Genomic DNA, 25,022 nt, shown 5'->3' with positions numbered 1-25,022 from the left:
AATAGCCCTCAAAGAGCGGGGAAGGAGCAGTAATCAGGGGGTGGATTACGCAGTTTTTCAGGCGATCTGGTTATAAGCATTTGCTGCCCGGAAAACCTGAGGGTCTAAAAGGGCACATTTTTTTACACTTTTATAACGGTGATGGCTTTGAGCTATGTAGAGGTGGCTGGCACATGGCTAGCCGTTGAAACAGGCCCTTTGAGCCCCGAAAACATTGGGTCCGATGAATGCTCGGGAAAAAACGCGTGTAGGAAATTGGCCATAAAAAGCGCCTTCATCCGACGTAGTTCGACGGATTGTCATTAAACAGAAACATTTGAGCGTTTAAATCCGCCTCGGGCCTCTTCAAGTGGGCCACCACACAATCTCCTGGACTGAGGTATTACCGTGATTCTGCTGACTAAAAAACGCTTGTCGCTTCTGATCGCTTCGCTGTGCCTGAGCGGTGTAGCCCACGCGACTGATGTTACCGGCGCTGGTTCGAGTTTCGTCTTCCCGGTCATTTCCAAATGGTCCCAGGACTACAGCAAAACTGCCGACAACCGCATCAACTACCAGTCCATCGGTTCGGGTGGCGGTATTGCCCAGATCAAGGCTGCTACCGTTGACTTCGGCGCTTCCGACGCCCCTATGTCCGCTGAAGACCTGCAGGCTGCCGGCCTGGGTCAGTTCCCAAGCGTCATCGGCGGTATCGTGCCGATCATCAACGTTGAAGGCATCGAAAGCGGCAAGCTGAAACTTGACGGCGAAACCCTGGCCAAGATCTTCATGGGCACGGTCAAGAAGTGGAACGACCCAGCCATCGTTGCGCTGAACCCGGGCGTGACACTGCCTGACACCGCAATCACTGTCGTTCACCGTTCGGACGGCTCGGGCACCACTTACAACTTCACCAACTACCTGAGCAAAGCCAGCTCCGAGTGGAATGAGAAGCTGAAGTTCGGTTCGACCGTGCAGTGGCCAGCAGGCGTGGGCGGCAAGGGGAACGAAGGTGTGTCGGCTTACGTGAAGCAGATCAAAGGTTCGATCGGCTACGTTGAATACTCCTACGCTGTAACCAACAAGCTGTCCTACACCCAGCTGAAAAACGCTGCCGGCAAGTTCATCGCGCCGACCGCCAAGTCGTTCGCTGCTGCTGCCGACACCGCTGACTGGGCGAACGCCAAGGACTTCGGTCTGATCATGACCAACGCTCCGGGCGAAGAGGCATGGCCGATCACTGCCACCACCTGGATCATCATGTACAAGAAAGCCAAGAACGCAGAGAAGAGCGCAGCGGCTTTCGACTTCTTCAAGTGGTCTCTCGAAAACGGTCAGAAGCAGGCTGCAGAGCTGGATTACGTCGCCTTGCCGAAATCGCTGGTCGATCGCGTAGAAAACTACTGGAAAGCTGAATTCACCAAGTAAGTGATTCAAGCTTGTACGACCCCTGTCATCGACCGCGATATCGGTCCGATGACGGGGGCTTTTCCTTGCGAGTGGACTCAACATGACTGAAAACACCCAATACCTGTCCGCTGCCGTCAAAGCTGTCGAGACCGAAGGCGAGAAGCGCGCCAAGCGGGATCATCGCCACGACCTGTGGTTCAAGCGTTCATTGCAGGCCGCAGCCATGCTGGTGCTTGCTTTGCTGGGTTGTATTGCCCTGTCGACCCTCTGGGGTGGCAGTCTGGCATTCCAGACGTTCGGGTTTGGCTTTCTGACCAGTACCGAATGGGACGTGAACGCCGGCAAGTTCGGCGCGCTGGTTCCGATCTACGGCACCCTGGTGACCTCTTTTCTGGCTTTGCTGATCGCCGTCCCGGTGAGTTTCGGCATTGCGATTTTCCTGACCGAAGTAGCGCCGCCGTGGCTTCGGATGCCCATTGCCTCGGCCATCGAGCTGTTGGCGGGCATTCCGTCGATCATCTACGGCATGTGGGGGTTGTTCGTCTTCGGTCCGTTCATGGCTGAACACATGTCACCCTGGATCACCGAAAACCTGGGCGCGCTGCCGCTGATCGGCCCGATGTTCCAGGGCCCGCCTCTGGGTATCGGCATGCTGACGGCCGGTATCGTGTTGGCAATCATGATCACCCCGTTTATCACTTCGGTGATGCAGGAAGTTTTCCGCACCGTACCTGTCGCGCTCAAAGAGTCGGCCTATGCGCTGGGCGGTACGACCTGGGAAGTGGTCTGGGACATCGTGCTGCCTTACACCCGTTCGGCAGTGGTCGGCGGTGTGTTCCTCGGCCTGGGGCGAGCGCTCGGTGAAACCATGGCGGTGACCTTCGTACTGGGCAACGCTCACCAGTTCTCGGCGTCGCTGATGATGCCAAGCAGTTCCATCGCTTCGGTCATCGCCAACGAATTCAACGAGGCATACACCGACATTCACCGTTCCGCGCTGATCGCTCTGGGCTTCCTGTTGTTTGTGGTCACCTTCATCGTGCTGGCCCTTGCACGTCTGATGTTGTCGCGTCTGTCGCGTAAGGAGGGGTTATGAGTAAGGACCTGGCAGGCAGCGAGCGCATTTACCGTGTTCGCAATATCAAGAACAAGATCGCCATGGTGCTCAGCTGTGGTGCCACGGCGTTCGGTCTGTTGTGGCTGGTCTGGATTCTGCTGACCACCATCATCAAGGGCATCGACGCCCTGAACCTGCAACTGTTTACTGGCATGACGCCTCCGCCAGGCACTGAAGGCGGTCTGGCCAACGCCTTCTACGGCAGCGTGCTGATGTCCGGCATCGGCCTGCTCATCGGCACGCCGATCGGCCTGATGGCGGGTATCTGGCTGGCCGAGTTCGCGCGCTACACCAAGCTGGGCAACGCAGTGCGCTTCATCAACGACATCCTGCTGTCGGCACCGTCCATTGTGCTGGGCCTGTTCGTGTACACCGTCGTCGTTCTGCCGCTCAACGCAGTGACGGGCCATCAGGTCGGCTTCTCGGCGATTGCCGGTGCACTGGCGCTCGCGCTGCTGGTGATTCCGGTGGTGGTGCGTACCACCGACGAAATGATGCAACTGCAACCCTCGACCATGCGCGAAGCCGCGCTGGCGCTGGGTGTACCTCAATGGAAGCTGACCCTGCAGATCGTTCTGCGCGCCGCCAAGGCAGGTGTCGTGACCGGCGTATTGCTGGCACTGGCACGTATCACTGGCGAAACCGCGCCGCTGCTGTTCACCGCATTCGGCAACCAGTTCTGGAGCAGCGATCTGCTCAAGCCAATCGCCAGTGTTCCGGTGGTGGTGTTCCAGTACGCAATGAGCCCGTTCGACGACTGGCACTCCCTGGCATGGGCCGGTGCATTGGTCATGACGCTGTTCGTACTGATACTGAGTCTGCTTTCTCGCTTAATTCTTCTGCGCAATAGGGCGTCCTGATGAACAACCTTTCCCTGGCCAACGAAAAGACCAAGATTCAAGTGCGCGGTCTGGAGTTTTTCTACAACAACCAGAAGTCGCTGAAGTCCATCGACATGACCATTCCCGAGAAGCGCATCACTGCGATCATCGGCCCGTCGGGTTGCGGTAAATCGACCCTGCTGCGTGTGTTCAACCGTATTTACGCGATGTACCCGAAACAGGAAGCGCGCGGCGAAGTGCTGCTCAATGGCGAAAACATCCTGGCGCCGGGCTACTCGATGAACCGCCTGCGCAGCCATGTGGGCATGGTGTTCCAGAAGCCAGTGCCGTTTCCGATGTCGATCTACGACAACATCGCCTACGCCATCAAGCACCATGAAAAACTGTCGCGTCGTGAAATGGAAGATCGCGTCGAGCAGGCGCTGCGTGGTGCCGCGCTCTGGGATGAAGTGAAGGACAAGCTCAAGCAGAGCGCCACCGGTCTGTCCGGTGGTCAGCAACAGCGCCTGTGCATCGCACGTACCATCGCGCTGCGCCCTCAGGTGCTGCTGCTGGATGAACCGACGTCTGCGCTTGATCCGATCTCTACCGGCCGTATCGAGCAGTTGATCACCGAGCTGAAAGAGCAATTCACCGTGATCATCGTGACCCACAACATGCAGCAGGCTGCCCGTTGTTCGGACTACACCGCGTTCATGTTCATGGGTGAACTGATCGAGCACGGCGACACCGACACCATCTTCACCAAGCCCTCCAAGACCCAGACCGAAGACTACATCACCGGTCGTTTCGGCTGATCAGCCGGCCAGGGCGGGCGCTTCCCGGCGCTCGCCCATGAATGCCTCGATCCTGCTGCGCAACCAGCGTTCGGCAGGGTCGTTGTCCATCACACTCAGCCATGTCATTGACAGGTCCAGCCCCGGCGTGGGGAAGGGCAGCGGCTCGTCGTATACCAACCCCAATGCACTCATGGCACTCGCCGCGTAATCGGACAGCCCCGAAATCAGATCGGTGCCAGCCATCAACGCGGGCAGGGTGGTGAACTGCGGCACCGACAACACCACCTGGCGCTTGCGGCCCAGCGCGGTCAGCCACTCATCAGCGAAACTGCTGACGCTGGCGACGTGCGACACCACCACATGCGGCCGCGAACAGTACTCATCCATCGACATCGGGCCTGACGGCTTGTCGGCCCGTACCAGACGTGGCTGCACGTTGCGCAGTGTCTTGCGTTTGGCGTTGGCGGGCAGCTCGCGGGTCAGGCACATGCCGACCGTGATGTCGCCCGACATCAGGACTTCGGAGATATTCAGGTAGTCGACATGCTTGACCACGATCACCACACCCGGCGCTTCCTTGCGGATCGCCTTGAGCATGGCGGGGAACAGGCCGAATTCGACATCGTCGGACAGGCCGATGCGAAAGGTCATCTTGCTCACCGAAGGATCGAAGTCCGTGGTCAGGCTCAGCGCTGTGGACATGGCATCCAGCGCGGGCGTCAGGTGTTTGAGGATTTCATGGGCGCGGGCGGTCGGCTCCATGCGATGGCCGACGCGGATGAACAGCGGGTCGTTGAGCAGGCCGCGCAGACGGTTGAGCGCCGCGCTGATGGTGGGCTGGCCGAGGAACAGTTTTTCCGCCGCGCGAGTCACATTGCGCTCCTGCATCAGGGTCTCGAAGACCACCATCAGGTTGATATCGGCCTTGCGCAGTTCATTGCGATTCATGTGGGTTCCTTGGCATCAGACATGTTCATCCGGATGGCGCCTGCAAGAGCATGCGCCAGTCTAGGGAAGCGCCGCAGTGGGCGTCCAGCCTTTTGCCTTGCAACGCAGAAACGTATTCTTACGTTTCTGTAGGTAGGAAAAGGGCGAATCTGTTGTGGGATCTGGGGTCTACTTGCGGGTCCGGAACGCGTTGTGCCAAGCGCTTCCGGCATTCCCGACCCACACCTTAAGGAGGTGCCCCCTATGCGGGCTGCAAAGATTGCCGGTCTGTTGATGTCGATGGCGTTGCCTTGTGCGGCGCTGGCTGAAACGCCCAGTTATGGTCAGCAACTGGAAGGCTTCACCTATCCCCACCCACTCAAGAAGTTCGACTTCCAGTCTCAGGGCCAAGCGCTGGAGATGGGTTATATGGATGTCGCGCCCACCGGCAAGGCCAACGGCCGCACTGCTGTCCTGATGCACGGCAAGAATTTCTGTGCCGCCACCTGGGAAGACACTATCAAGGGTTTGACCAGCGCAGGTTATCGGGTGATCGCCCCCGATCAGATCGGTTTCTGCACCTCGACCAAGCCTGGCTATTACCAGTACAGCTTCCAGCAACTGTCGATCAACACCCACGCGCTGCTGGAAAAGCTCGGCATCGACAAGGTGTCGGTCGTGGGGCACTCGACCGGCGGCATGCTGGCCACGCGTTACGCGCTGATGTACCCCAGGCAGACCGAGAAGCTGGTGATGGTCAATCCGATTGGTCTGGAAGACTGGAAAGCACTTGGCGTGCCTTACCGCACCGTTGATCAATGGTATGAACGGGAACTGAAAACCACCGCCGAAGGCATTCGTGCCTACGAGCAGAAGACCTATTACGACGGGCGCTGGAAGCCTGAGTACGACAAGTGGGTCGACATGCTGGCAGGGCTGAACAAAGGACCCGGTCAGAAAGCCGTTGCCTGGAACTCGGCGCTGATCTACGACATGATTTTCACTCAGCCGGTGTTCTACGAGTTCCCGAAACTGCAGGTGCCGACCGTGTTGATGATCGGTGACGCTGACACCACCGCCATCGGCAGCGACATCGCGCCGCCGGACGTGAAGGCCAAAATCGGTAAGTACAAGGTGTTGGGCAAGCAGGTCACCGAGATGATTCCGGGTGCCAAGCTGGTGGAGTTCAAAGGCATGGGCCATGCCCCGCAGATGGAAGAACCTGCCGCGTTCAACAAGGCGCTGGTCGAGGCGCTTCAGTAGCCATTTGTTGAGCGGTGATCGTGCCGACGCTCCGCGCTCATCGGTATACACAAGTCCTCCTGGAGGAATACGATGATGATCGTTCCCACGCTCTGCGTGGGAATGCCTCCCAGGACGCTCCGCGTCCGCTCTCGAATGTGGCGCAGATGTGTGCCCAAGCTCCAGCGTTTTCCACGTCATGCGCTCGGCTCACTGAATCCTCAGTCTGTGCCATTTATGACGCTCTGCGTCACATTCGAGAGCGGACGCAACGATCAGCAGCGATCAGCTCAACAACTGTGCAAACGCCTTGTCGGCCTCCAGTACTGCGGGCAGTCCGGCGAACAGGGCGTCCAGGTCGATGCCTTCCATGATCGGTCCGTCGGAAGCCTTCTGTGCTTCAGGCGTTGCGCCACCGTGGGCTTCCAATGCGTCGGAAATCACGATGGCCTGGGCGACGATGCGTGGCAAGGGCGCGTCATTGGGGGCTTGCATCGGTTTGGCCTGATACGCGATTGCCTCCTGAATCACCTTGGGCAGTTGCCAGCGTCGGGCCAGCTCGGTGCCCACTTCCGGGTAGCCAAAGCCCAACTGCACGGTTTCATTGGCCGCACGTCCGGCCGTTCCGGCCTTGGTCGCGCTGTTCAGACGTTCGGCCACTTCTGGCGCGCCGGTCTGGATCAACAGCTCGCCGATGTTGTGCATCACGCCACAGGTGAAGGCGATTTCCGCATCCGTACCGCTTTGTTTGGCCAGCATCCGGCAGATTCCGGCCACCTGGAAGCTTTTCAGCCAGAACGCCTTGAGGTCAAAACTCGGCCCGGCCTTGAACGCGCCGGTCACTGCCGAAGCCATCACCAGTGTGCGCAGGGTGTTGAAGCCCAGACGCATGGCGGCGTCTTCAATACTCGACGATTCGCGTGAGCCGCGGAAGCGCGCCGAGTTGGCCAGACGCAGGACCTTGGCGGCAATCACCGGGTCTTTCTCGATATTGCGGGCGATGCTTTCCAGATTGGAGGAGGGGTTGTCGAACTGCAGCATCAGGTCCTGAGCCACCTTGGGAATGCTCGGCAGACTGTGTAAATCGTCAAACAGCTTTTCAATACTCATCATAGCGGGACCATCCTCTGGACGACGGGATGATTTGACCATAGCCAGTTTTTTCCGCTCTGCACGTTTTGCCGTCATTTGTGGGAAGGGTTTCTCACCCGGATCGAAAATAAAAATAAAAGACTCTTCAAGCCTGGCCGATATACCACCAAGGGGCTGTTTGACTGTTCCGATTCGTGTCCCAGAAGCCCCTTCGAAAAAACGGCACCGTTTCCGAAGTTGACTGGCGTTTTTTGAATCGTCCTTATTGTTTATGCCGTGGAAGTACTCGCTATGATGAAAAGCCTGGGTTTCAGCAAGAAAATCCTCTTGGCCGCCGCTTTGATTGTGATTGTCGCGTTCAGTGTGTTCATTGTCGTCAATGACTATCGACAACGTCAGTCACTGAAATCCAGTGTTCAGTCCGAGCTGCAACAACTCGGCACCCTGACCACGCAGAACATTCAGACCTGGCTGGAAAGCCGCATCCAGTTGCTGCAGTCCATGTCCCAACAGATCGCCATCGACGGCAAGGCGCTGCCGCAGTTGCAGCGTGCCGTGGGTCTTTCGGTCTACAGCGATAACTTTCAACTGGGTTACTTCGGCACCACCGAAGGCGTGATGCTTTCCAACCCGTCCGCCACCCGTCCGGCTGACTACGACCCACGCGCGCGTGGCTGGTACAAGGCGGCGCAGAACGCGACAGGCACCATCGTGACCGAACCCTACATTGCCGCTTCGTCCGGCAAGCTGGTCATGACCATCGCGACCCCGGTCAAGATCCAGAACCAGTTGGCCGGTGTGGCCGGTGCCGACATCTCGCTGGACAGCGTCAGCAAGATCATCAACTCGTTGAACTTCAACGGCCATGGCTATGCGTTTCTGGTCAGCGCCGAAGGCAAGATTCTCGTACACCCGGACAGCAAGCTGGTGCTGAAAAACATCAGCGAAGCCTACCCGAACAACACGCCGAAGATCGCCACAGGCGTGACAGAGATCGATTCCGGCAACAAGCCGGAAATCATCTCGTTCACCCCGGTACAGGGCGTTTCCACGGCCAACTGGTACGTGGCACTGGTACTTGAACAGGACGCTGCCTATTCGATGCTCAGCGAATTCCGCGCTTCCGCGATTACGGCAATGGTCGTCGTGGTGGTCGTGATCATCCTGCTGCTGGGCCTGTTGATCCGTGTACTGATGCAGCCGCTGCACCAGATGGGCCGTGCGATGCGTGACATTGCTGACGGTGAGGGCGACCTGACCAAGCGACTGGCAATCACCTCGCAGGACGAGTTCGGCGCGCTGGCGCAATCGTTCAACCACTTCGTCGAGCGCATCCATGCGTCGATTCGTGAAGTTGCTTCGACCGCTGCTCAATTGGGTTCGGTCGCGACGCAGGTGGTAAAGGTCTCCAACGCGTCGATGAGCAACTCCGATCAGCAGGCAAACCGCACCGAGAGCGTGGCGGCCGCGATCAACGAGCTGGGTGCCGCCGCTCAGGAAATCGCGCAGAACGCTGCGCGCACGTCGCAGCAGTCCAGTGACGCGAGTGAGCTGGCCGGTGACGGTCAGGCCGTCGTGCAGCAGACCATCAAGGCGATGAACGAGCTGTCCGGCAAGATCAGCGAGTCGTGCGTGAACATCGAAAGTCTGAACGACAAGACTGCCAACATCGGGCAGATTCTCGAGGTGATCACCAGCATTTCCCAGCAGACCAACTTGCTGGCGCTCAACGCAGCCATCGAAGCGGCGCGTGCCGGTGAAGCCGGTCGTGGTTTCGCGGTGGTCGCCGACGAGGTGCGCAACCTGGCTCACCGGACTCAGGACTCGGCTCAGCAGGTCCAGAAAATGATCGAGGAACTGCAGGTCGGTGCCCGTGAAGCGGTTACCAACATGACCGAGAGCCAGCGTCAGAGTGAAGACAGCGTGGGCATCGCCAACCGTGCCGGCGAGCGTCTGGGCAGCGTGACCCGCCGCATCGACGAGATCAATGGCATGAACCAGTCGGTTGCGGCTGCGACCGAAGAGCAGACCTCGGTGGTGGAGTCGATCAATGTCGACATCACCCACATCAACACGCTCAACCAGCTCGGTGTCGACAACCTGCGTCAGACCCTGGAAGCCTGCAACTCGCTGGAAGAACAGGCTGCACGCCTGCAACAACTGGTGGGCAGTTTCCGTATCTGATCGCTCAACGACATGCGCTTATCGCCTCAACACTGATCGTGCCCACGCGATGGGCACGATCATTAACCTTATACCGATCGTTCCCACGCTCATCGTTATACACAAGTCATCTGGCTATCCAGTGAGACAGCGGCACTGCCGTGCTTTTTTGCGCGATAGTGCGGACACCGCCGATTGCGACGTGGGTGAAGGCTGAGTCCTGGCGCTGATTCGGGGGGCAATCGGCATGGATGCCGATTGAGCTGCACTGGGCCATGGATGGCCCATTTGCAGCGACCCCCGAATCAGTGTCAGGACGAAGGAACCCCGGCGAAGCCGGGGCCGGAACCGGAGCGAAGGAGTTTGCTCACTTTGCTCCGTCAAAGTGAGTCGCCGAGGGGCGAAAAGGTGACCTGAGCCGGGCGCTCGGCTCACTGAGTCCACAGTCTGTGCCATTTGTGACGCGGAGCGTCACGGGAGGCATGCCCACGCGGAGCGATGGGTACGATCAGTGTTGGGGCGGACTTGTGTATAACGATGAGCGCGGGGCATAGAAACGATCGGGTACAGATGCCAGCCCTCACACTGATCGTTCCTCACGCTCTGCGTGGGAATGCCTCCCAGGACGCTCCGCGTCCGCTCTTGAATGTGGCGCAGATGCTAGCCCAAGCTCCACCGTTACCCACGTCATGCGCTCGGCTCACTGAATCCGCAGTCTGTGCCATTTGTGACGCGGAGCGTCACGGGCGGCACGCCCACGCGGAGCGATGGGCACGACCAGTGTCGGGACGCTCCGCGTCCCGGCGTCGGTATTGGCGCACCTGCAACGCAACCTGCGCAAAACTGTTACGGGTTCGTCATCCTCGCTTCACGTATCTGCAACACGTCCGGTTCAGTCTGGCTGACAACCGAATACGACCTGCACCGGGCCGTAGGGCAGACAGAGACAGACCATGAACCCAGCTATCCATGTCGAAGGGCTGAACAAGAGCTTTTCCCGTAAAAGTGCTCTGGTTGGCCTTGAGTTGTCTATACAATATGGCGAGATGGTCGCGCTGATCGGTGCATCAGGCTCGGGCAAGTCCACCCTGTTGCGGCATCTGGCGGGGCTGGCGTGCTGTGATCGGGAAAACGGTGGTCAGGTCAAGGTGCTGGATCGCGAGGTGCAGGCCTCGGGTCGTCTGAATCGTCATGTACGCCGTCTGCGTGCCGACATCGGTTACATCTTTCAGCAGTTCAATCTGGTCAATCGCCTCAGCGTGCTAGACAACGTGTTGCTCGGCTGCCTCGGCCGCATGCCGCGTTGGCGTGGCAACCTCGCGCTGTTCAACACCGAAGAAAAGCAGCGCGCCATGGCGTCACTGGAGCGTGTCGGTCTGGCGGACCTTGCCGCGCAGCGCGCCTCGACCCTGTCCGGCGGGCAGCAGCAGCGCGTGGCCATCGCCCGTGCGCTGACCCAGCGCGCCGAAGTCATCCTCGCTGACGAGCCCATCGCTTCGCTCGACCCTGAATCCGCTCGGCGGGTCATGGAAATCCTCGCCGACATCAACCGCCGCGACGGCAAGACCGTCGTCGTTACCCTGCATCAGGTCGACTACGCGATGCGCTATTGCCCGCGGGCCGTGGCGCTTAAAGGCGGACGCATCCATTTCGACGGCCAGGCGCAGGGTCTCAGCGCGTCCTTCCTCGACGATCTCTACGGCGCCGAGCATGGCAGCAGCCTGGTCGGCACCGGGAAAAAGCTTCGTCTCGAAAAGCCTGCGCGTCTGGCGCTGGCCAAAGTCTGAACACTTTTGCTTCAGTCCTCTGACATCAACCGCTGTTGCACGAACCTCACCTCAGGAGTGCTTTCATGTTCAACCGTATCGGTCGCGTCCTCGCGTCTGCCGCTTTGCTGGCCACTTGCGCAATGGGCACTGCCCAGGCGGAAGAGAAGGTCATCAATTTCGGCATCATGTCCACGGAGTCGTCGCAGAACCTCAAAACCATCTGGCAGCCTTTTCTGGATGACATGAGCAAGAAAACCGGGCTCAAGGTCAACGCGACCTTCGCCTCGGACTACGCGGGCCTGATTCAGGGCATGCGTTTCAACAAGGTGGACGTGGCCTGGCTGGGCAACAAGGCCGCCATGGAAGCGGTGGATCGCTCCAATGGCGAGATCTTCGCTCAGACCTCCGCAGCCAATGGCGCGGCCGGTTACTGGAGCCTGCTGATCGTGCGCAAGGACAGCCCGATCAACTCCGTTGAAGACATGCTCAAGAACGCCAAGACTCTGACCTTCGGCAACGGCGACCCGAACTCCACCTCCGGTTATCTGGTGCCGGGCTATTACGTATTCGCCAAAAACCATGTCGATGCGTCCACCGCGTTCAAGCGCACGCTGAACTCCAGCCACGAAGTCAACGCGCTCAGCGTCGCCAAGGGCCAGCTGGATGTAGCGACATTCAACACCGAGAGCTGGGACCGTCTGGCTGTCACTCAGCCGGACAAGGTCGAGCAGCTGAAAGTGATCTGGAAATCGCCACTGATCCCGGCCGATCCAATGGTCTGGAGCAAGGCGCTGTCGGACGGGAACAAGGCGAAAATTCGCGAGTTCTTCGCCAGCTACGGCGATACCGATGAAGAGAAAACCGTCCTCAAGAACATGCAGTTGGGCAAATTCCTGAAGTCCAGTGACGACCAGTTGCTGCCGATTCGCCAGCTGGAATTGTTCAAGCAACGCACTGAAGTCGCGGCCAGCACCACACTCGACGCCAAGGAAAAGGAAACCCGGCTGAAGGAAATCGACGCCGGCCTGAGCAAGCTGCAGGAGCGTATTACCGAACTGAACCAGAAAACGGCATCCAGCACCGCTGGCTGAACGAGCGGGGCGCGGACCTCCCGTTCGCGCTCCGGCAACTGCCATCAGGACATCGATTGCTATGAACACTCACGTTGCATACACCCAGGTGGCGGGCAAGCGCACCTGGCCTCGCTACCTGGGCTGGGGGCTGTTTCTGGTCGCACTGGCCTGGGCCTGGCAAGGCGCTGAAATGAACCCGCTGTCGCTGGTTCGTGACTCGGGGAACATGGCGACTTTCGCTTCCGACTTCTTCCCGCCGGATTTCCGCGAATGGCGCAGCTACCTCACGGAAATGGTGGTCACGATTCAGATCGCTTTATGGGGCACGGTGCTGGCCATCGTCTGTTCCATCCCGCTGGGCATTCTGTGTTCCGAAAACATCACGCCATGGTGGATTCACTTGCCGTTGCGCCGCTGCATGGACGCCTTTCGCTCCATCAATGAAATGGTGTTCGCGATGCTGTTCGTGGTCGCCGTGGGCTTGGGGCCATTCGCGGGCGTGCTGGCGTTGTGGATCAGCACCACGGGGGTGCTGGCCAAACTGTTCGCCGAGGCCGTGGAAGCCATTGATCCAGGCCCGGTCGAAGGGGTGCGGGCCACCGGCGCCAGCGCGCTGCAGGAGGTGATCTACGGGGTGATCCCGCAGGTCATGCCGCTGTGGATCTCCTACGCTCTATACCGTTTCGAGTCCAACGTGCGCTCGGCAACGGTGGTCGGCATGGTCGGTGCAGGCGGTATCGGGGTAATTCTCTGGGAAAACATCCGTGCCTTTGCATTCGTCCAGACCAGCGCCGTGTTGCTGGTGATCATCGTCGTCGTCAGCGTGATCGACATCGCGTCGCAACGCTTGCGCAAGCAATTTATCTGACCGGAGAGGGGTGTCCCGATGGGCACTTTTTTTGACCATGCAGTTGTCTAGACAAACAGAGCCGTTGTACCGCGAACTGGCCGATACGCTGCGCGCGGAGCTGGGTACTTACCGCCCCGGCGACTATTTGCCGGCCGAGTTTCAACTGGCCGAACGTTTCAGCGTCAATCGCCACACGGTTCGCCGCGCTGTCGATGAACTGGTGCGCGAAGGCAGCGTGTTGCGTCGGCAGGGCAAGGGCACTCAGGTGCTGGAACGCCCGTTGATCTACCCGATGCAGGCCGACAGCGCCTACAGCCAGTCACTGTCGGCACAGGGCATCGGGGTCGAGGCGATCCTGTTGCTGCGCCGTGACTGTCAGGCCAATGCCGAGGACGCCATGCATCTGGGCCTGAACGAGCTGGCTCCGATCATCGAACTGCGCACGCTGCGCAAACTCGACGGGCAACCCGTGAGCCTCATTCTGCATCGGTTCAGCGCCGACTACCGCGAGCTGCTGGCTGAGTACAGCGGCGGCTCGCTGCGTCAGTACCTGGCCGAGCGCGAGCTGCCGTTGACCCGCAAACAGAGCCTGATCGGCGCCCGACTGCCGACCCGTGAAGAAGCGGCGCATTTGTTGATGCCGCGCCATATGCCCGCGCTGACGGTGTTGACCGTCTCCTGCGACCGGTCCGGTCAGCCGGTGGAGCTGTCCCGTTCCACCAGCCGCAGCGACCGCTTCCACTACCAAGTGACCACCTGATGCCGAGGTTATCCATGCAATCGTCTCAGCAATCCCCTCAAGCCGATCCTGAAACCGCCGCCCGCCAGCACTGGATGGGCGTCCTCGCCCGGGCGCATGTCGATGAGCACAGTCGCGAGCACATGAAGCGCCATGAAGCCGCCTTGCGCGACACCGACTACCAGATGATCCGTGCGCCGGAAATCGGCATGACGCTGGTGCGCGGGCGCATGGGCGGCACCGGTGCGGCGTTCAATCTGGGCGAAATGAGCGTGACCCGTTGCGTGGTCCGTCTGGCGGACGGGCGCACCGGCTACAGCTATCTCGCCGGACGCGACAAACACCACGCCGAACTCGCCGCGCTGGCCGACGCCCATTTGCAGGGCGCTCAGCAGGCATCGTGGCTGGCTGAACTGATCGAACCCCTTGCCCAGGCACAGGCCCGGCGCAAGGCCGCCAAAGACGCAGAAACCGCCGCGACCAAAGTGGAATTCTTTACCCTGGTCCGAGGAGAAGACTGATGAACGCCGTCCTTTTGCAACCTGCCTTCACCGACCCGGTACTCGACGCTCAGCGCAGTTTTCGCGCTGCTCTAAAGGCGCTGGCCGGCCCCGGCATTGCCCAGACCCTGAACGCCGCCCATCAGCCGCCCGCGTTGTCGGGACTCGACAGCGCCACCCACGCGCTGTGTCTGGCGTTGCTGGACCTGGACACACCGGTCTGGCTGGCTCCGGCTTTCGACACGCCAGCCATTCGCGCCAATCTCTCATTTCACTGCGGCTGCCCGATCGTCAGCGATCGGCAGAACGCCCGCTTCGCGCTGCTCGATGCCTCGGTGGCACAGGACCTGGCCGGATTCGACCTGGGTAACGACCGCTATCCGGATCAGTCCTGCACGCTGCTGATCCAGTTGCCAGCCCTTGAAGGCGGAACCCCGCTGGACTGGAGCGGCCCCGGCATCAAGCACCGCAATCGCGTGGCCTTGCCGCTGGAAAAGGAGTTCTGGACCGAACGGTCGGCGCGCAACGACTTCCCGCGCGGGCTCGATGTGTTCTTTCTGTCGGGCAGCCGGATGATCGGCTTGCCACGCAGCACCCGTGTGCAGGAGTGTGCCTGATGTATGTCGCCGTCAAAGGTGGCGAACAGGCCATCGATAACGCCCACCGCTTGCTGGCCAGCAGGCGTCGTGGTGATACCGCCGTCGCTGAACTTGACGTCGAGCAGATCCGCCAGCAACTGCCGCTGGCTGTCGCCCGGGTCATGACCGAAGGCTCGCTTTACGACGAGCAATTGGCCGCGCTGGCGATCAAGCAATCGGCGGGCGATCTGGTCGAAGCGATTTTCCTGCTGCGCGCCTACCGCACGACGCTCACGCGCTTTTGCGCCAGTTTGCCCATCAATACCTCGAACATGCAGCTCAATCGTCGTCTTTCCGCCACGTTCAAGGATGTGCCCGGCGGGCAGTTGCTGGGGCCGACTTTCGACTACACCCACCGTCTGCTGGATTTCACGCTGCTGGCCGAAGGCGAGCATCCGGGCCCGAGCGTAACGCCTGATGCTGCCTTGCAGCCGTGCCCTCGGGTACTGGGTCTGTTGGCGAAAGAAGGCCTGATGAAGCCTGAAGTCGACAACGATGAGCCGATTGCCGATATCACCCGCGAGCCGCTGGAGTATCCGTCCAGTCGCGCCGAACGCCTGCAGGCGTTGGCCCGTGGCGACGAGGGGTTTCTGCTGGCGCTGGGGTACTCGACCCAGCGTGGCTATGGCCGCAACCACCCGTTTGCAGGCGAGATTCGCATCGGCGAAGTGGAGGTGTGGATCGAGCCGGAGGAACTGGGCTTTCCCATCCTCATCGGCGACATCGAAATCACCGAGTGCGAAATGATCAACCAGTTCGTCGGCTCGGCCACTGTGCCTGCGCAGTTCACGCGTGGTTATGGTCTGGCCTTCGGCAATGCCGAGCGCAAGGCGATGGGCATGGCGTTGGTGGATCGCTCGCTGCGTGCCGACGAGTACAACGAAGAAATCCGTTCGCCAGCCCAGCAGGAAGAGTTCGTGCTGGCCCACTGCGACAACGTCGAAGCCGCCGGTTTCGTTTCGCACTTGAAGCTGCCGCATTACGTGGACTTTCAGTCCGAACTGGAACTGATCCGCAAACTGCGCAAACCCACCGCGACCGGGGAGAACGAGCAATGAGCAGCCTCAAACCGCCCGTTGAGCGGGACACCGCCTACAACTTCGCTTATCTGGACGAGCAGACCAAACGCATGATCCGCCGCGGCTTGCTCCAGGCCGTCGCCATTCCCGGTTATCAGGTGCCGTTCGGTGGCCGCGAGATGCCGTTGCCGTATGGCTGGGGCACCGGCGGCATGCAACTGACCGCCGCGATTCTGGGCGCCGAAGACGTGCTCAAGGTCATCGACCAGGGCGCGGACGACACCACCAACGCGGTCTCGATCCGGCGCTTCTTCGCCCGCACGGCAGGCGTAGCCACCACCGAACGCACGCCCGAAGCGACGGTGATCCAGACCCGTCACCGCATCCCGGAAACCCCGCTGCACGCTGACCAGATCATGGTGTATCAGGTGCCGATTCCCGAGCCGCTGCGCTTCATCGAGCCGTCCGAAACCGAGACCCGGACCATGCATGCGCTGGACGATTACGGGGTGATGCACGTCAAGCTCTACGAAGACATCGCCACCTTCGGCCACATCGCGACCAGCTATGCCTATCCGGTGATGGTCGATGAGCGCTATGTGATGGATCCGTCGCCGATTCCCAAATTCGACAACCCCAAGCTGGACATGAGCCCGGCGCTGATGTTGTTCGGCGCAGGGCGCGAGAAGCGTCTGTACGCGGTGCCTCCCTTTACCCGCGTGGTGAGTCTGGATTTCGAAGATCACCCGTTCGAAGTCCAGCGTTGGGAGCAATGCTGCGCAATCTGCGGCAGCCATGATTCCTTTCTCGACGAACTGATCCTCGACGACGCGGGCACCCAGAGCTTTGTCTGCTCCGATACCGATTATTGCGCCCAGCGGGCCAGCCAGCAGGAGAACGCCCGATGATCAGTGCCATGTCGGTCAATCCGACCAACGCGCCACGGCCTGAACTGGACGAAGCGCTGCTCAGGGTCCGCGGTCTGACCCGGTTGTACGGGCCGGAGAAGGGCTGTCAGAACGTCAGTTTCGACCTGTATCCCGGTGAGGTATTGGGCATCGTCGGCGAGTCCGGCTCGGGCAAGTCCACGTTGTTGTCAATGCTCAGCGGCCGCTCCGCGCCGGAGAGTGGCCGTATCGACTATCGCGGCCAGGACGGCAGCTGGCTCGATCTATACAGCGCCAGCGAGGCGCAACGGCGTACCTTGCTGCGCACCGAATGGGGCTTCGTCGAGCAGAATCCGCGTGACGGCCTGCGCATGGGCGTGTCGGCGGGGGCCAACATCGGCGAGCGTTTGATGGCCCAGGGCGTACGCAATTATCAGCAGTTGCGCGGTGCGGCGCTGGACTGGCTCGGTCAGGTGGAAATCGATCCGCTGCGTATCGATGATCTGCCGCGCACCTTTTCCGGCGGCATGCAGCAACGCTTGCAGATCGCCCGCAATCTGGTTTCCGGCCCGCGGCTGGTGTTCATGGACGAGCCGACCGGCGGCCTGGATGTCTCGGTGCAGGCGCGTCTGCTGGACCTGTTGCGCGGTCTGGTGCGCGAGCTGGACCTGGCGGTGGTGATCGTCACCCACGACCTGGCCGTGGCCCGGTTGCTGGCGGACCGGCTGATGGTGATGCGTCGCTCGCACGTGGTCGAGGCGGGGCTCACCGATCAGATCCTCGATGACCCGCAGCATCCGTATTCACAGCTGCTGGTTTCCTCGGTACTGCAGCCATGATCCGCACAGAGAGATGAGCCTGATGACTACCTTGATCGAGGTCCGTGACCTCTCGAAAAACTTCACGCTGCATCAACACAACGGCGTGGTGCTCAATGTGCTGCGTGGCCTGAATTTCTCGGTGCGCAGCGGCGAGTGTCTGGTGTTGGGCGGGGCGTCCGGTACGGGCAAGAGCACTTTGTTGCGCACGCTGTACGGCAACTACCTGCCTGCTGCTGGCAGCATTCGCGTGCAGCACGACGGCGAGTGGACCGAGCTGGTCGGCGCCACGCCGCGCCAGGTGCTGGAAGTGCGGCGCAGGACGCTGGGCTATGTGAGTCAGTTTCTGCGCGTCATTCCTCGCGTGTCGAGTCTGGACGTGGTCATGGAACCGGCGCTGGCACGTGGCTGGCCGCGCGAACAGGCGAGGGCGCGAGCCGAGTTGCTGCTCACCCGTCTGAACATTGCGCCGCGTCTGTGGCCGCTGGCACCCAGTACGTTTTCCGGTGGCGAACAGCAACGCATCAACATCGCTCGCGCCTTCATGGTGCCCTGGCCAGTGCTGTTGCTGGACGAGCCGACGGCTTCGCTGGATGACGCCAATCGTCAGGTGGTGCTGGAACTGATCGACGAAGCCAAACGTGAGGGCGCCGCGCTGATTGGCATTTTCCATGACCGCGACGCTCGTGAATCGGTGGCCAGCCGTCAACTGGACATGACCCCGGTGGACCTGACCGCCAAGGAGTTGCTGCAATGCTGAACGAACAGATATTCACCAATGCCCGTGTAGTCACTGGTGATGCGGTGTTTTCCGGCACTGTGGTGGTGCGCGACGGCCTGATCGCCGAGGTCGATTCGGGCCGCAGCCCGTTGAGTCAGGCGCAGGACATGCAGGGTGATTATCTGCTGCCGGGGTTGATCGAACTGCACACCGACAACCTGGAAAAACACCTGTCGCCGCGTCCCGGTGTGGACTGGCCGTCAACCTCGGCAGTGATCAGCCACGATGCGCAGATAGTCGCCGCAGGCATCACCACGGTGTTCGACGCGCTGTCGATTGGCGACATCAACCCCAAGGGCAAGCGCATGCAGCAACTGCCCTCGATGCTCGCTGCCATAGCGGCGGCCAGCGATGCAGGCCTGACCCGCGCCGAGCACCTGCTGCACCTGCGCTGCGAAGTCAGTCACCCGGACACCCTGAGTGTGTTTCGCGACCTGGTGGATCAGCCGCTGGTGAAGCTGGTGTCGGTCATGGATCACGCCCCCGGCCAGCGTCAGTTCGCGCTGGAGTCCAAGTACCGCGAGTACTACATGGGCAAGTACCACATGAGCAGTCAGGAGATGGACGGCTTCATCGTCGAGCAAGTGGCCAACTCCATCGAATACGCTGATCGATATCGTCGCGCGATTGTCGAACTGTGCCTGGCGCGCGGGTTGTCCATCGCCAGTCATGATGACGCGACCATGGCCCATGTCGAGGAATCGGCGGGCTTCGGCATGAACATCGCCGAGTTTCCGACCACCCTGGAAGCGGCCCGTGGCTGTCGGCGTCTGGGCATGAGCGTGCTGATGGGTGCACCGAACATCGTGCGCGGCGGCTCGCACTCCGGTAACGTGGCGGCCGCGTCGCTGGCCAAAGAAGGACTACTGGATATTCTCTCCAGCGACTACTATCCGGCGAGTCTTCTGCAATCAGCGTTCATGCTGGCCGAACAAGACAACGACTGTGGGTTGCCTCAGGCGATGAACATGGTCAGCCGCACGCCGGCACTGGCGGCGGGGCTGGCTGATCGCGGTGAAATTCGTATTGGCCTGCGTGCCGACCTGATTCAGGCGCGCAGTCACGGCAATCTGCCGGTTATCGATAAAGTCTGGCGACAAGGCAAGAGGGTATTCTGATGGCAGGCAGGTTGATCTATCTCATCGGGCCGTCCGGTTCAGGCAAGGACAGCCTGATGGACGCGGCTCGCGACACCCTGGCGGAGCGTAACTGCCGGGTGGTGCGGCGGGTTATCACCCGTTCCGCCGAGGCCGTGGGCGAAGCGGCACAGGCCGTGGACGTCGAGCAGTTCGAACACATGCGAGAGCACGGCGCGTTCGCGTTGAACTGGCAGGCCAACGGCTTGCATTACGGCATCCCGATTGTCATCGACCAGTGGCTGCTGGAGGGCCATGACGTGCTGATCAACGGTTCACGGGCGCACCTTGAGCGCTCGCAACGCCGCTATCCCAATCTGCTGGCGGTGCTGCTGACTGTGGATCAGGACGTCTTGCGTCAGCGTCTGCTGGCGAGAGGCCGGGAAAGCCTGCCGGAAATCGAGGCGCGACTGGACCGCAATCAGCAGTTTGCCGGTGATCTGCTGGCCAGCCACCCTGGCGTCTATCCGCTGGACAACTCCGGCGAGCTGCAGCAGACGGTTGCTGCGCTGGTTCGCTATCTGGAGAAACACCCGGCGTGCGCCTGACGCTGCTCGGCACTGGCGACGCTCGGCAAGTGCCGGTGTATGGCTGTCAGTGTCCGGCCTGTCTGGCGGCACTGAGCGACAAAGCGTTGCGTCGTCTGCCTTGCAGTGCGCTGGTCGAGTTCTACGATCAGCGCTGGTTGATCGACAGCGGTCTGACCGACCTCACCGAGCGTTTTCCGCCACGCAGCCTGAGCGGCATTCTGCAGACCCACTACCACGCCGATCACGCTCAGGGTCTGCTGCACCTGCGCTGGGGGCAGGGTCTGGTGATTCCGGTGCACGGTCCGGTGGATCCGGAAGGCCTGGCGGACCTGTACAAACACCCGGGCATTCTGGATTTCAGCCAGCCGTTCGCAGCCTTCGAAACCCGCGTTCTGGGCGCGCTGCAGGTCACTGCGCTACCGCTGCAGCATTCCCGGCCGACATTGGGTTACCTGCTGGAGGGCGACGGGCGACGCATCGCCTACCTGACTGACACAGTCGGCCTGCCCGAGGCCACGTACGACTACCTGCAACGCCAGCCGCTGCACGCCCTGATCCTCGACTGCTCCATGCCCCCGCAACTCCAGACCCCGCGCAACCACAACGACCTGACCCTGGCGCTGGACATCATCGAACGCCTGAAACCGGTCAAAGCCGTCCTGACCCATATCGGCCACACTCTTGACGCCTGGCTGATGGAACAACCGAGGCAACTACCGGACAACGTAATGATTGCTCGGGATGGGATGGTGGTTTGAACGTTTGGTGATCCATTGCCTGACACTACGCAGTCGCACAGCAGACACGTGACCGTAGGAGGCGGCTTGCCGGCGATGAACGATCACGCGATTTTCCCGACATACCGCGTCGACTGCATCGCCGGCAAGCCGCCTCTTATCAAACTACCTGTAACTTACTGAAGAAACGCGATTTTGTGGGAGCGGACCGGGCGGCGTTCCGTTTGTCCGCGAATACTGTATTTCAGGCGATGAATATTCGTCGGATGTATTGGCCTTTTCGCGGACAAGTCCACTGAGTTTGCTGCGCGACAGCGCTACGTCGAAGACGTGGTGGCGCCTCCCACAGTCCGGTGTTTGCTTCGCAACCGCGCCGTTTCAGTGATATGGCGCTATTGATCGGCTAGGGGCCGATATCGACCCTCCATAAATCGCCCTGTCCGATTCCGTTCGCTGATCGCCCACAACATCAATGTCGCGCCGTTCCAGGCGTGCAGGCAAATTTTGATGTGCTCAGAATCAGCTTTTCAAGCCGAAACAGCCTGCGACAATTTGTCATTATGAACTGGTTAGTACATTCTGCGCGGCTGTAAAAATCCGACAGGTTCGACACATGACTGGCAAACAAGACACAGGGGCGGGGAGCAGGGTGGGGATGCTCGTATTGGGGGCGCTTATCGCATTGATCGGGCTTGGCCTGGCGGGTGGGGGCGGTTATCTGGTGGCGTTGGGCGGGAGCTGGTTCTTCCTGCTCATGGGCCTGGCGATGCTGATCAGCGGCGCGTTGATTGCGAAGCGGCAGCCCAAAGGTGCGCTGATCTATGGTGTGGCCCTTGTTCTGACTGCGATCTGGGCAGTCTGGGATGCAGGGCTGCATTATTGGCCGCTGGTTTCACGCGTGCTGACGTTCGCCGTGATCGGTCTGGTGGTTGCGCTGATCTACCCGACACTGGTCCGCGCTTCCGGCGCTCAGGCAGGGCGGGGTGCCTATGGTCTGGCAGGCGTGCTGGCCATTGGCGTTGTGGCGACCATCGGCTATATGTTCGTGCCGACTCATGTGGTCAGCGCCAGCAGCGTGCCGGACGTTGTGCCGGTCGCTCCGGGCAGCGAGCAGAAGGACTGGGCGCACTGGGGCAACACCCCGGCGGGCAACCGTTTCGCGGCGCTGGATCAGATCAACAAAGGCAACATCGACAAGCTGCAGGTAGCCTGGACGTTCCACACCGGCGATATTCCGCAGAGTACCGGCGCAGGTGCCGAAGACCAGAACACGCCGTTGCAGATCGGCGACACGGTCTACACCTGTACCGCCTACGGCAAGGTTTTCGCGCTGGATGCCGATACCGGTGAGCAGCGCTGGAAGTTCGACCCCAAGGGCAGTGCGCCCAACTGGCAGCGCTGCCGTGGTCTGGGCTACTTCGCAACGCCTGCCGCCGAGGCGAGCGCTCAGCCTGCCGCCTGCGCCAGCCGTATTTTCCTGCCGACTGGCGATGCACGCCTGATCGCGCTGGATGCCAGAACCGGCGAGGCCTGCACAGACTTCGGCACCCAGGGTGTGGTTGACCTGAAGACCGATATGGGTGAAGTCAAGGAAGGCTATTACCAGCAAACCTCGACACCTCTGGTCGCTGGCAACGTTGTCGTGGTGGGCGGTCGTGTCGCCGACAACTTCTCCACGGGCGAACCGCCCGGCGTGGTGCGCGCTTTCGATGTGCACAGCGGTGAGCTGGTCTGGGCCTGGGATCCTGGCAACCCCGATACCACCAAACGTCCGCCAGCAGGCGAGACCTACACGCGTGGCACACCAAACGTCTGGTCAGCCATGTCCTACGACGAAAAACTGGGCCTGATCTACCTGCCGACCGGCAACGCCACGCCGGACTTCTTCGGTGGCACACGCACCGAGGCGGATGACAAGTGGTCGTCTTCGGTCGTTGCTGTAGACGTCAAGACCGGTCAGGTGCGCTGGCATTTCCAGATGACTCACCACGACCTGTGGGACTTCGATATTCCGGCCCAGCCGCTGCTGTACGACATCCCGGACGGCAAGGGCGGCACTCAGCCTGCGCTGGCGCAGGTCACTAAGCAGGGCGAGATTTTTCTGCTGAACCGCGAAACCGGCGTGCCGATTTCCCGTGTCGAAGAGCGTCCGGTGCCTCAGGGCAGCGTGCCGGGTGAGCGTTATTCGCCGACCCAGCCGTTCTCGGTGGACATGCCGTCCATTGGCAACCAGACCCTGAAAGAGTCCGACATGTGGGGCGCCACGGCGTTTGACCAGTTGATGTGCCGAATTGCCTTCAAGGGCATGCGACATGAAGGCGTCTACACGCCGCCAGGCATGGACCACGCGCTGCAATTCCCGGGCTCGCTGGGCGGGATGAACTGGGGCAGCGTGTCGGTCGATCCGACCAACAGCTACATGTTCGTCAACGACATGCGCCTGGGTCTGGCCAACTACATGATCCCGCGTGACAAGATCGCTGCCGGTGCCAGCGGCATCGAGATGGGCGTTGTGCCGCAGACCGGCACGCCGTTTGGCGCCATGCGTCAGCGCTTCCTGTCGGCGGTCGGTATTCCGTGTCAGGCACCGCCGTTCGGCACCCTGTCGGCCATCGACCTGAAGACCAAAAAACTGGTCTGGCAGGTGCCGGTCGGCACGGTCAAGGACACCGGACCGATGGGCATCCGCATGGGTCTGCCGATTCCGATCGGCATGCCGACCCTGGGCGCTTCGCTTTCCACGCAGTCGGGTCTGCTGTTCTTCGCGGGTACTCAGGATTTCTATCTGCGTGCCTTCGACAGCGGCAACGGCAACGAAATCTGGAAGGCCCGTCTGCCGGTTGGCAGCCAATCCGGCCCGATGACCTACGTGTCACCCAAGACCGGCCGACAGTACATTCTGCTCACCGCCGGTGGTGCCCGTCAGTCGCCTGATCGTGGCGACTACGTGATTGCCTACGCGTTACCCCAGTAACGTGTGGCAGGCCCGAGAGGCAGTGGCTGCCTCTCGGGTCTTATCCGATCAAGCTCACCAGCCACATCCACAAGGGCAGCGTCGCGGCCGACAGCACCGTGGTCAGGCAGATCGCCGAACTGGTTTTCTGCACATGCGGCACGCTACGGGCAAAGCCCAGCACGTTGACCCCGGCAGGGCCTGCGGCCATCAGCACCAGCACGCCTCGCGACAACCCCTCGATACCCAGCAGCATGCACGCCAGCAATACCAGCAGCGGCATCAGGAACAGCTTGCCGACGGTGATGCCCAGCGCCTGCGGGCTGGGTGTCAGTTTGAAACTGGAAAGGTTGGAGCCCAGCACGATCAAGGCGCAGGGCAGGGCAGCCTGGGCGAGCCAGGTGGTCAGATGATCGGCCCATTCGGGCAGCACTATCCCTGACAGGTTGACCCCAATCCCCAGCAACAGCCCGATGATCAACGGGTTAGCCAGGCTGGCGAACAGCGAGCGGGTGTTGAATGGTTGATCACCGGCCATGCTGTCGTACAGGCTCTGGAAGGTGAACAGGGTCAGGCTGTGTACCGCGATGACCGTGAACAGCAACACCAGCCCCTGATCGCCGAACACACCGACCACCAGCGGAATACCGATCAGGATGTTGTTGGAGAAGCTGGCGGTCAGGCCGAAGGGCGTCGAGGTGCTGCCAGACCGGTGCATGATCAAGTTGATCAAGACAAACACGATCAGGGCAGGAACGAAATACGCCGCCAGCACGCGCAGATCGAGGCCGTCGTGCAGCGGTGCCTTGACCATCCCGGTGAACAGCACCATCGGTAGAAACAGTTTGAAGGCCAGCACGCTCAAGGCCTTGGTGCTCTCGACAGTCAGGGTCTTGCGTTTACCCAGCACATAGCCGAGAACGATCAATAGAAAAACGGGCAGGATGGCTTGCAGAACGGCCACGGGCTCTGGCTCCTTGAGAACATGGCCGCGCAGTATGAACCAGCGTTGCAACTTTACCTATGCACCGCTGCGTATCA

General features: G+C 60.9%; 23 protein-coding genes and 1 pseudogene. 21 read left to right on the top strand and 3 right to left on the bottom strand.

Annotated elements, in window-relative coordinates; all coding sequences use genetic code 11:
* Positions 1–387 precede the first annotated feature (387 nt).
* The 4 genes from pstS (at position 388) to pstB (ending at position 4,145) form a co-directional block, all read left to right on the top strand.
* Positions 388–1,407 carry a phosphate ABC transporter substrate-binding protein PstS gene (gene pstS, locus CFBP1590_RS15695; protein WP_025992971.1) on the top strand — a complete coding sequence of 340 codons (1,020 nt, stop codon included), beginning with the start codon at positions 388–390 and terminating at the stop codon, positions 1,405–1,407.
* An 82-nt stretch (positions 1,408–1,489) separates the two neighbouring features.
* Positions 1,490–2,485 carry a phosphate ABC transporter permease subunit PstC gene (gene pstC / locus CFBP1590_RS15690; protein ID WP_029244210.1) on the top strand — a complete coding sequence of 332 codons (996 nt, stop codon included), beginning with the start codon at positions 1,490–1,492 and terminating at the stop codon, positions 2,483–2,485.
* Positions 2,482–3,366, top strand: a complete 885-nt coding sequence (gene pstA / locus CFBP1590_RS15685; protein ID WP_004883967.1) for a phosphate ABC transporter permease PstA — start codon at positions 2,482–2,484, stop codon at positions 3,364–3,366. Before pstC ends, pstA begins: the two co-directional genes overlap by 4 nt.
* The gene (gene pstB / locus CFBP1590_RS15680) at positions 3,366–4,145 is read left to right on the top strand and encodes a phosphate ABC transporter ATP-binding protein PstB (RefSeq protein ID WP_004883964.1); all 780 of its coding nucleotides are present in this window, start codon (positions 3,366–3,368) and stop codon (positions 4,143–4,145) included. The genes pstA and pstB overlap by 1 nt, the downstream gene beginning before the upstream one ends.
* Here pstB and CFBP1590_RS15675 read toward each other — a convergent pair whose 3' ends face one another.
* Positions 4,146–5,075 (bottom strand): LysR substrate-binding domain-containing protein, encoded by a 930-nt coding sequence (locus CFBP1590_RS15675; RefSeq protein ID WP_088235467.1) that lies wholly within the window; start codon positions 5,073–5,075, stop codon positions 4,146–4,148. It abuts the gene before it with no gap.
* Positions 5,076–5,318: 243 nt separating this feature from the next.
* Here CFBP1590_RS15675 and CFBP1590_RS15670 point away from each other — a divergent pair, with 243 nt between their 5' ends.
* Positions 5,319–6,317: an alpha/beta fold hydrolase gene (locus CFBP1590_RS15670; RefSeq protein WP_088235466.1), complete on the top strand. Its 999-nt coding sequence runs from the start codon at positions 5,319–5,321 to the stop codon at positions 6,315–6,317.
* Positions 6,318–6,581: 264 nt separating this feature from the next.
* Here CFBP1590_RS15670 and CFBP1590_RS15665 read toward each other — a convergent pair whose 3' ends face one another.
* Positions 6,582–7,409, bottom strand: coding sequence for an HDOD domain-containing protein (locus CFBP1590_RS15665; RefSeq protein ID WP_025993125.1), 828 nt, complete (start codon positions 7,407–7,409; stop codon positions 6,582–6,584).
* Positions 7,410–7,679: 270 nt separating this feature from the next.
* Between CFBP1590_RS15665 and CFBP1590_RS28720 the strand changes: the two are divergent.
* From CFBP1590_RS28720 to CFBP1590_RS15585, 16 genes and pseudogenes are all read left to right on the top strand, one after another.
* Positions 7,680–8,717 (top strand): annotated as a pseudogene (locus tag CFBP1590_RS28720) (HAMP domain-containing protein); the annotation flags it as partial.
* A gap of 90 nt (positions 8,718–8,807) precedes the next feature.
* Entirely contained in the window at positions 8,808–9,572 is a 765-nt protein-coding gene (locus CFBP1590_RS28715; protein ID WP_407072014.1) for a methyl-accepting chemotaxis protein, read from the top strand.
* 932 nt (positions 9,573–10,504) lie between these two features.
* Complete coding sequence (phnC, locus tag CFBP1590_RS15650) at positions 10,505–11,338, top strand: phosphonate ABC transporter ATP-binding protein (RefSeq protein WP_088235465.1); 834 nt, start codon at positions 10,505–10,507, stop codon at positions 11,336–11,338.
* 65 nt (positions 11,339–11,403) lie between these two features.
* Complete coding sequence (phnD, locus tag CFBP1590_RS15645) at positions 11,404–12,411, top strand: phosphonate ABC transporter substrate-binding protein (RefSeq protein WP_088235464.1); 1,008 nt, start codon at positions 11,404–11,406, stop codon at positions 12,409–12,411.
* Positions 12,412–12,472: 61 nt separating this feature from the next.
* Positions 12,473–13,261 (top strand): phosphonate ABC transporter, permease protein PhnE, encoded by a 789-nt coding sequence (phnE, locus tag CFBP1590_RS15640; protein WP_004888371.1) that lies wholly within the window; start codon positions 12,473–12,475, stop codon positions 13,259–13,261.
* A 37-nt stretch (positions 13,262–13,298) separates the two neighbouring features.
* On the top strand, positions 13,299–14,003 hold the full coding sequence (phnF, locus tag CFBP1590_RS15635) for a phosphonate metabolism transcriptional regulator PhnF (RefSeq protein ID WP_088235463.1): 705 nt from the start codon (positions 13,299–13,301) through the stop codon (positions 14,001–14,003).
* A gap of 14 nt (positions 14,004–14,017) precedes the next feature.
* Positions 14,018–14,503, top strand: a complete 486-nt coding sequence (phnG, locus tag CFBP1590_RS15630; protein WP_088235462.1) for a phosphonate C-P lyase system protein PhnG — start codon at positions 14,018–14,020, stop codon at positions 14,501–14,503.
* Positions 14,503–15,099, top strand: a complete 597-nt coding sequence (phnH, locus tag CFBP1590_RS15625) for a phosphonate C-P lyase system protein PhnH (RefSeq protein WP_088235461.1) — start codon at positions 14,503–14,505, stop codon at positions 15,097–15,099. The genes phnG and phnH overlap by 1 nt, the downstream gene beginning before the upstream one ends.
* On the top strand, positions 15,099–16,178 hold the full coding sequence (locus CFBP1590_RS15620; protein ID WP_004888380.1) for a carbon-phosphorus lyase complex subunit: 1,080 nt from the start codon (positions 15,099–15,101) through the stop codon (positions 16,176–16,178). Before phnH ends, CFBP1590_RS15620 begins: the two co-directional genes overlap by 1 nt.
* Entirely contained in the window at positions 16,175–17,047 is an 873-nt protein-coding gene (locus CFBP1590_RS15615; RefSeq protein WP_088235460.1) for an alpha-D-ribose 1-methylphosphonate 5-phosphate C-P-lyase PhnJ, read from the top strand. The genes CFBP1590_RS15620 and CFBP1590_RS15615 overlap by 4 nt, the downstream gene beginning before the upstream one ends.
* 8 nt (positions 17,048–17,055) lie before the next feature.
* Positions 17,056–17,865: a phosphonate C-P lyase system protein PhnK gene (phnK, locus tag CFBP1590_RS15610; RefSeq protein WP_050575372.1), complete on the top strand. Its 810-nt coding sequence runs from the start codon at positions 17,056–17,058 to the stop codon at positions 17,863–17,865.
* 22 nt (positions 17,866–17,887) lie between these two features.
* Positions 17,888–18,604 carry a phosphonate C-P lyase system protein PhnL gene (phnL, locus tag CFBP1590_RS15605; RefSeq protein WP_029242098.1) on the top strand — a complete coding sequence of 239 codons (717 nt, stop codon included), beginning with the start codon at positions 17,888–17,890 and terminating at the stop codon, positions 18,602–18,604.
* On the top strand, positions 18,598–19,743 hold the full coding sequence (locus CFBP1590_RS15600) for an alpha-D-ribose 1-methylphosphonate 5-triphosphate diphosphatase (protein WP_029242097.1): 1,146 nt from the start codon (positions 18,598–18,600) through the stop codon (positions 19,741–19,743). Before phnL ends, CFBP1590_RS15600 begins: the two co-directional genes overlap by 7 nt.
* On the top strand, positions 19,743–20,309 hold the full coding sequence (gene phnN / locus CFBP1590_RS15595; protein ID WP_004888387.1) for a phosphonate metabolism protein/1,5-bisphosphokinase (PRPP-forming) PhnN: 567 nt from the start codon (positions 19,743–19,745) through the stop codon (positions 20,307–20,309). Before CFBP1590_RS15600 ends, phnN begins: the two co-directional genes overlap by 1 nt.
* Complete coding sequence (phnP, locus tag CFBP1590_RS15590; RefSeq protein ID WP_088235459.1) at positions 20,300–21,049, top strand: phosphonate metabolism protein PhnP; 750 nt, start codon at positions 20,300–20,302, stop codon at positions 21,047–21,049. Before phnN ends, phnP begins: the two co-directional genes overlap by 10 nt.
* A 592-nt stretch (positions 21,050–21,641) precedes the next feature.
* Entirely contained in the window at positions 21,642–24,002 is a 2,361-nt protein-coding gene (locus tag CFBP1590_RS15585) for a glucose/quinate/shikimate family membrane-bound PQQ-dependent dehydrogenase (protein ID WP_050575370.1), read from the top strand.
* A gap of 40 nt (positions 24,003–24,042) precedes the next feature.
* On the opposite strand, the gene CFBP1590_RS15580 is transcribed toward CFBP1590_RS15585, so the two are convergent.
* A complete protein-coding gene (locus tag CFBP1590_RS15580) occupies positions 24,043–24,945 on the bottom strand; it encodes an AEC family transporter (protein ID WP_029242094.1) in 903 nt (300 codons plus the stop codon).
* Positions 24,946–25,022 lie beyond the last annotated feature (77 nt).

The sequence above is a fragment of the Pseudomonas viridiflava genome, assembly GCF_900184295.1.
GTDB lineage: Bacteria > Pseudomonadota > Gammaproteobacteria > Pseudomonadales > Pseudomonadaceae > Aquipseudomonas > Aquipseudomonas viridiflava.
Note: the sequence above shows the minus strand (reverse complement) of the source record. Positions and strands in the feature narration are given on the sequence as shown.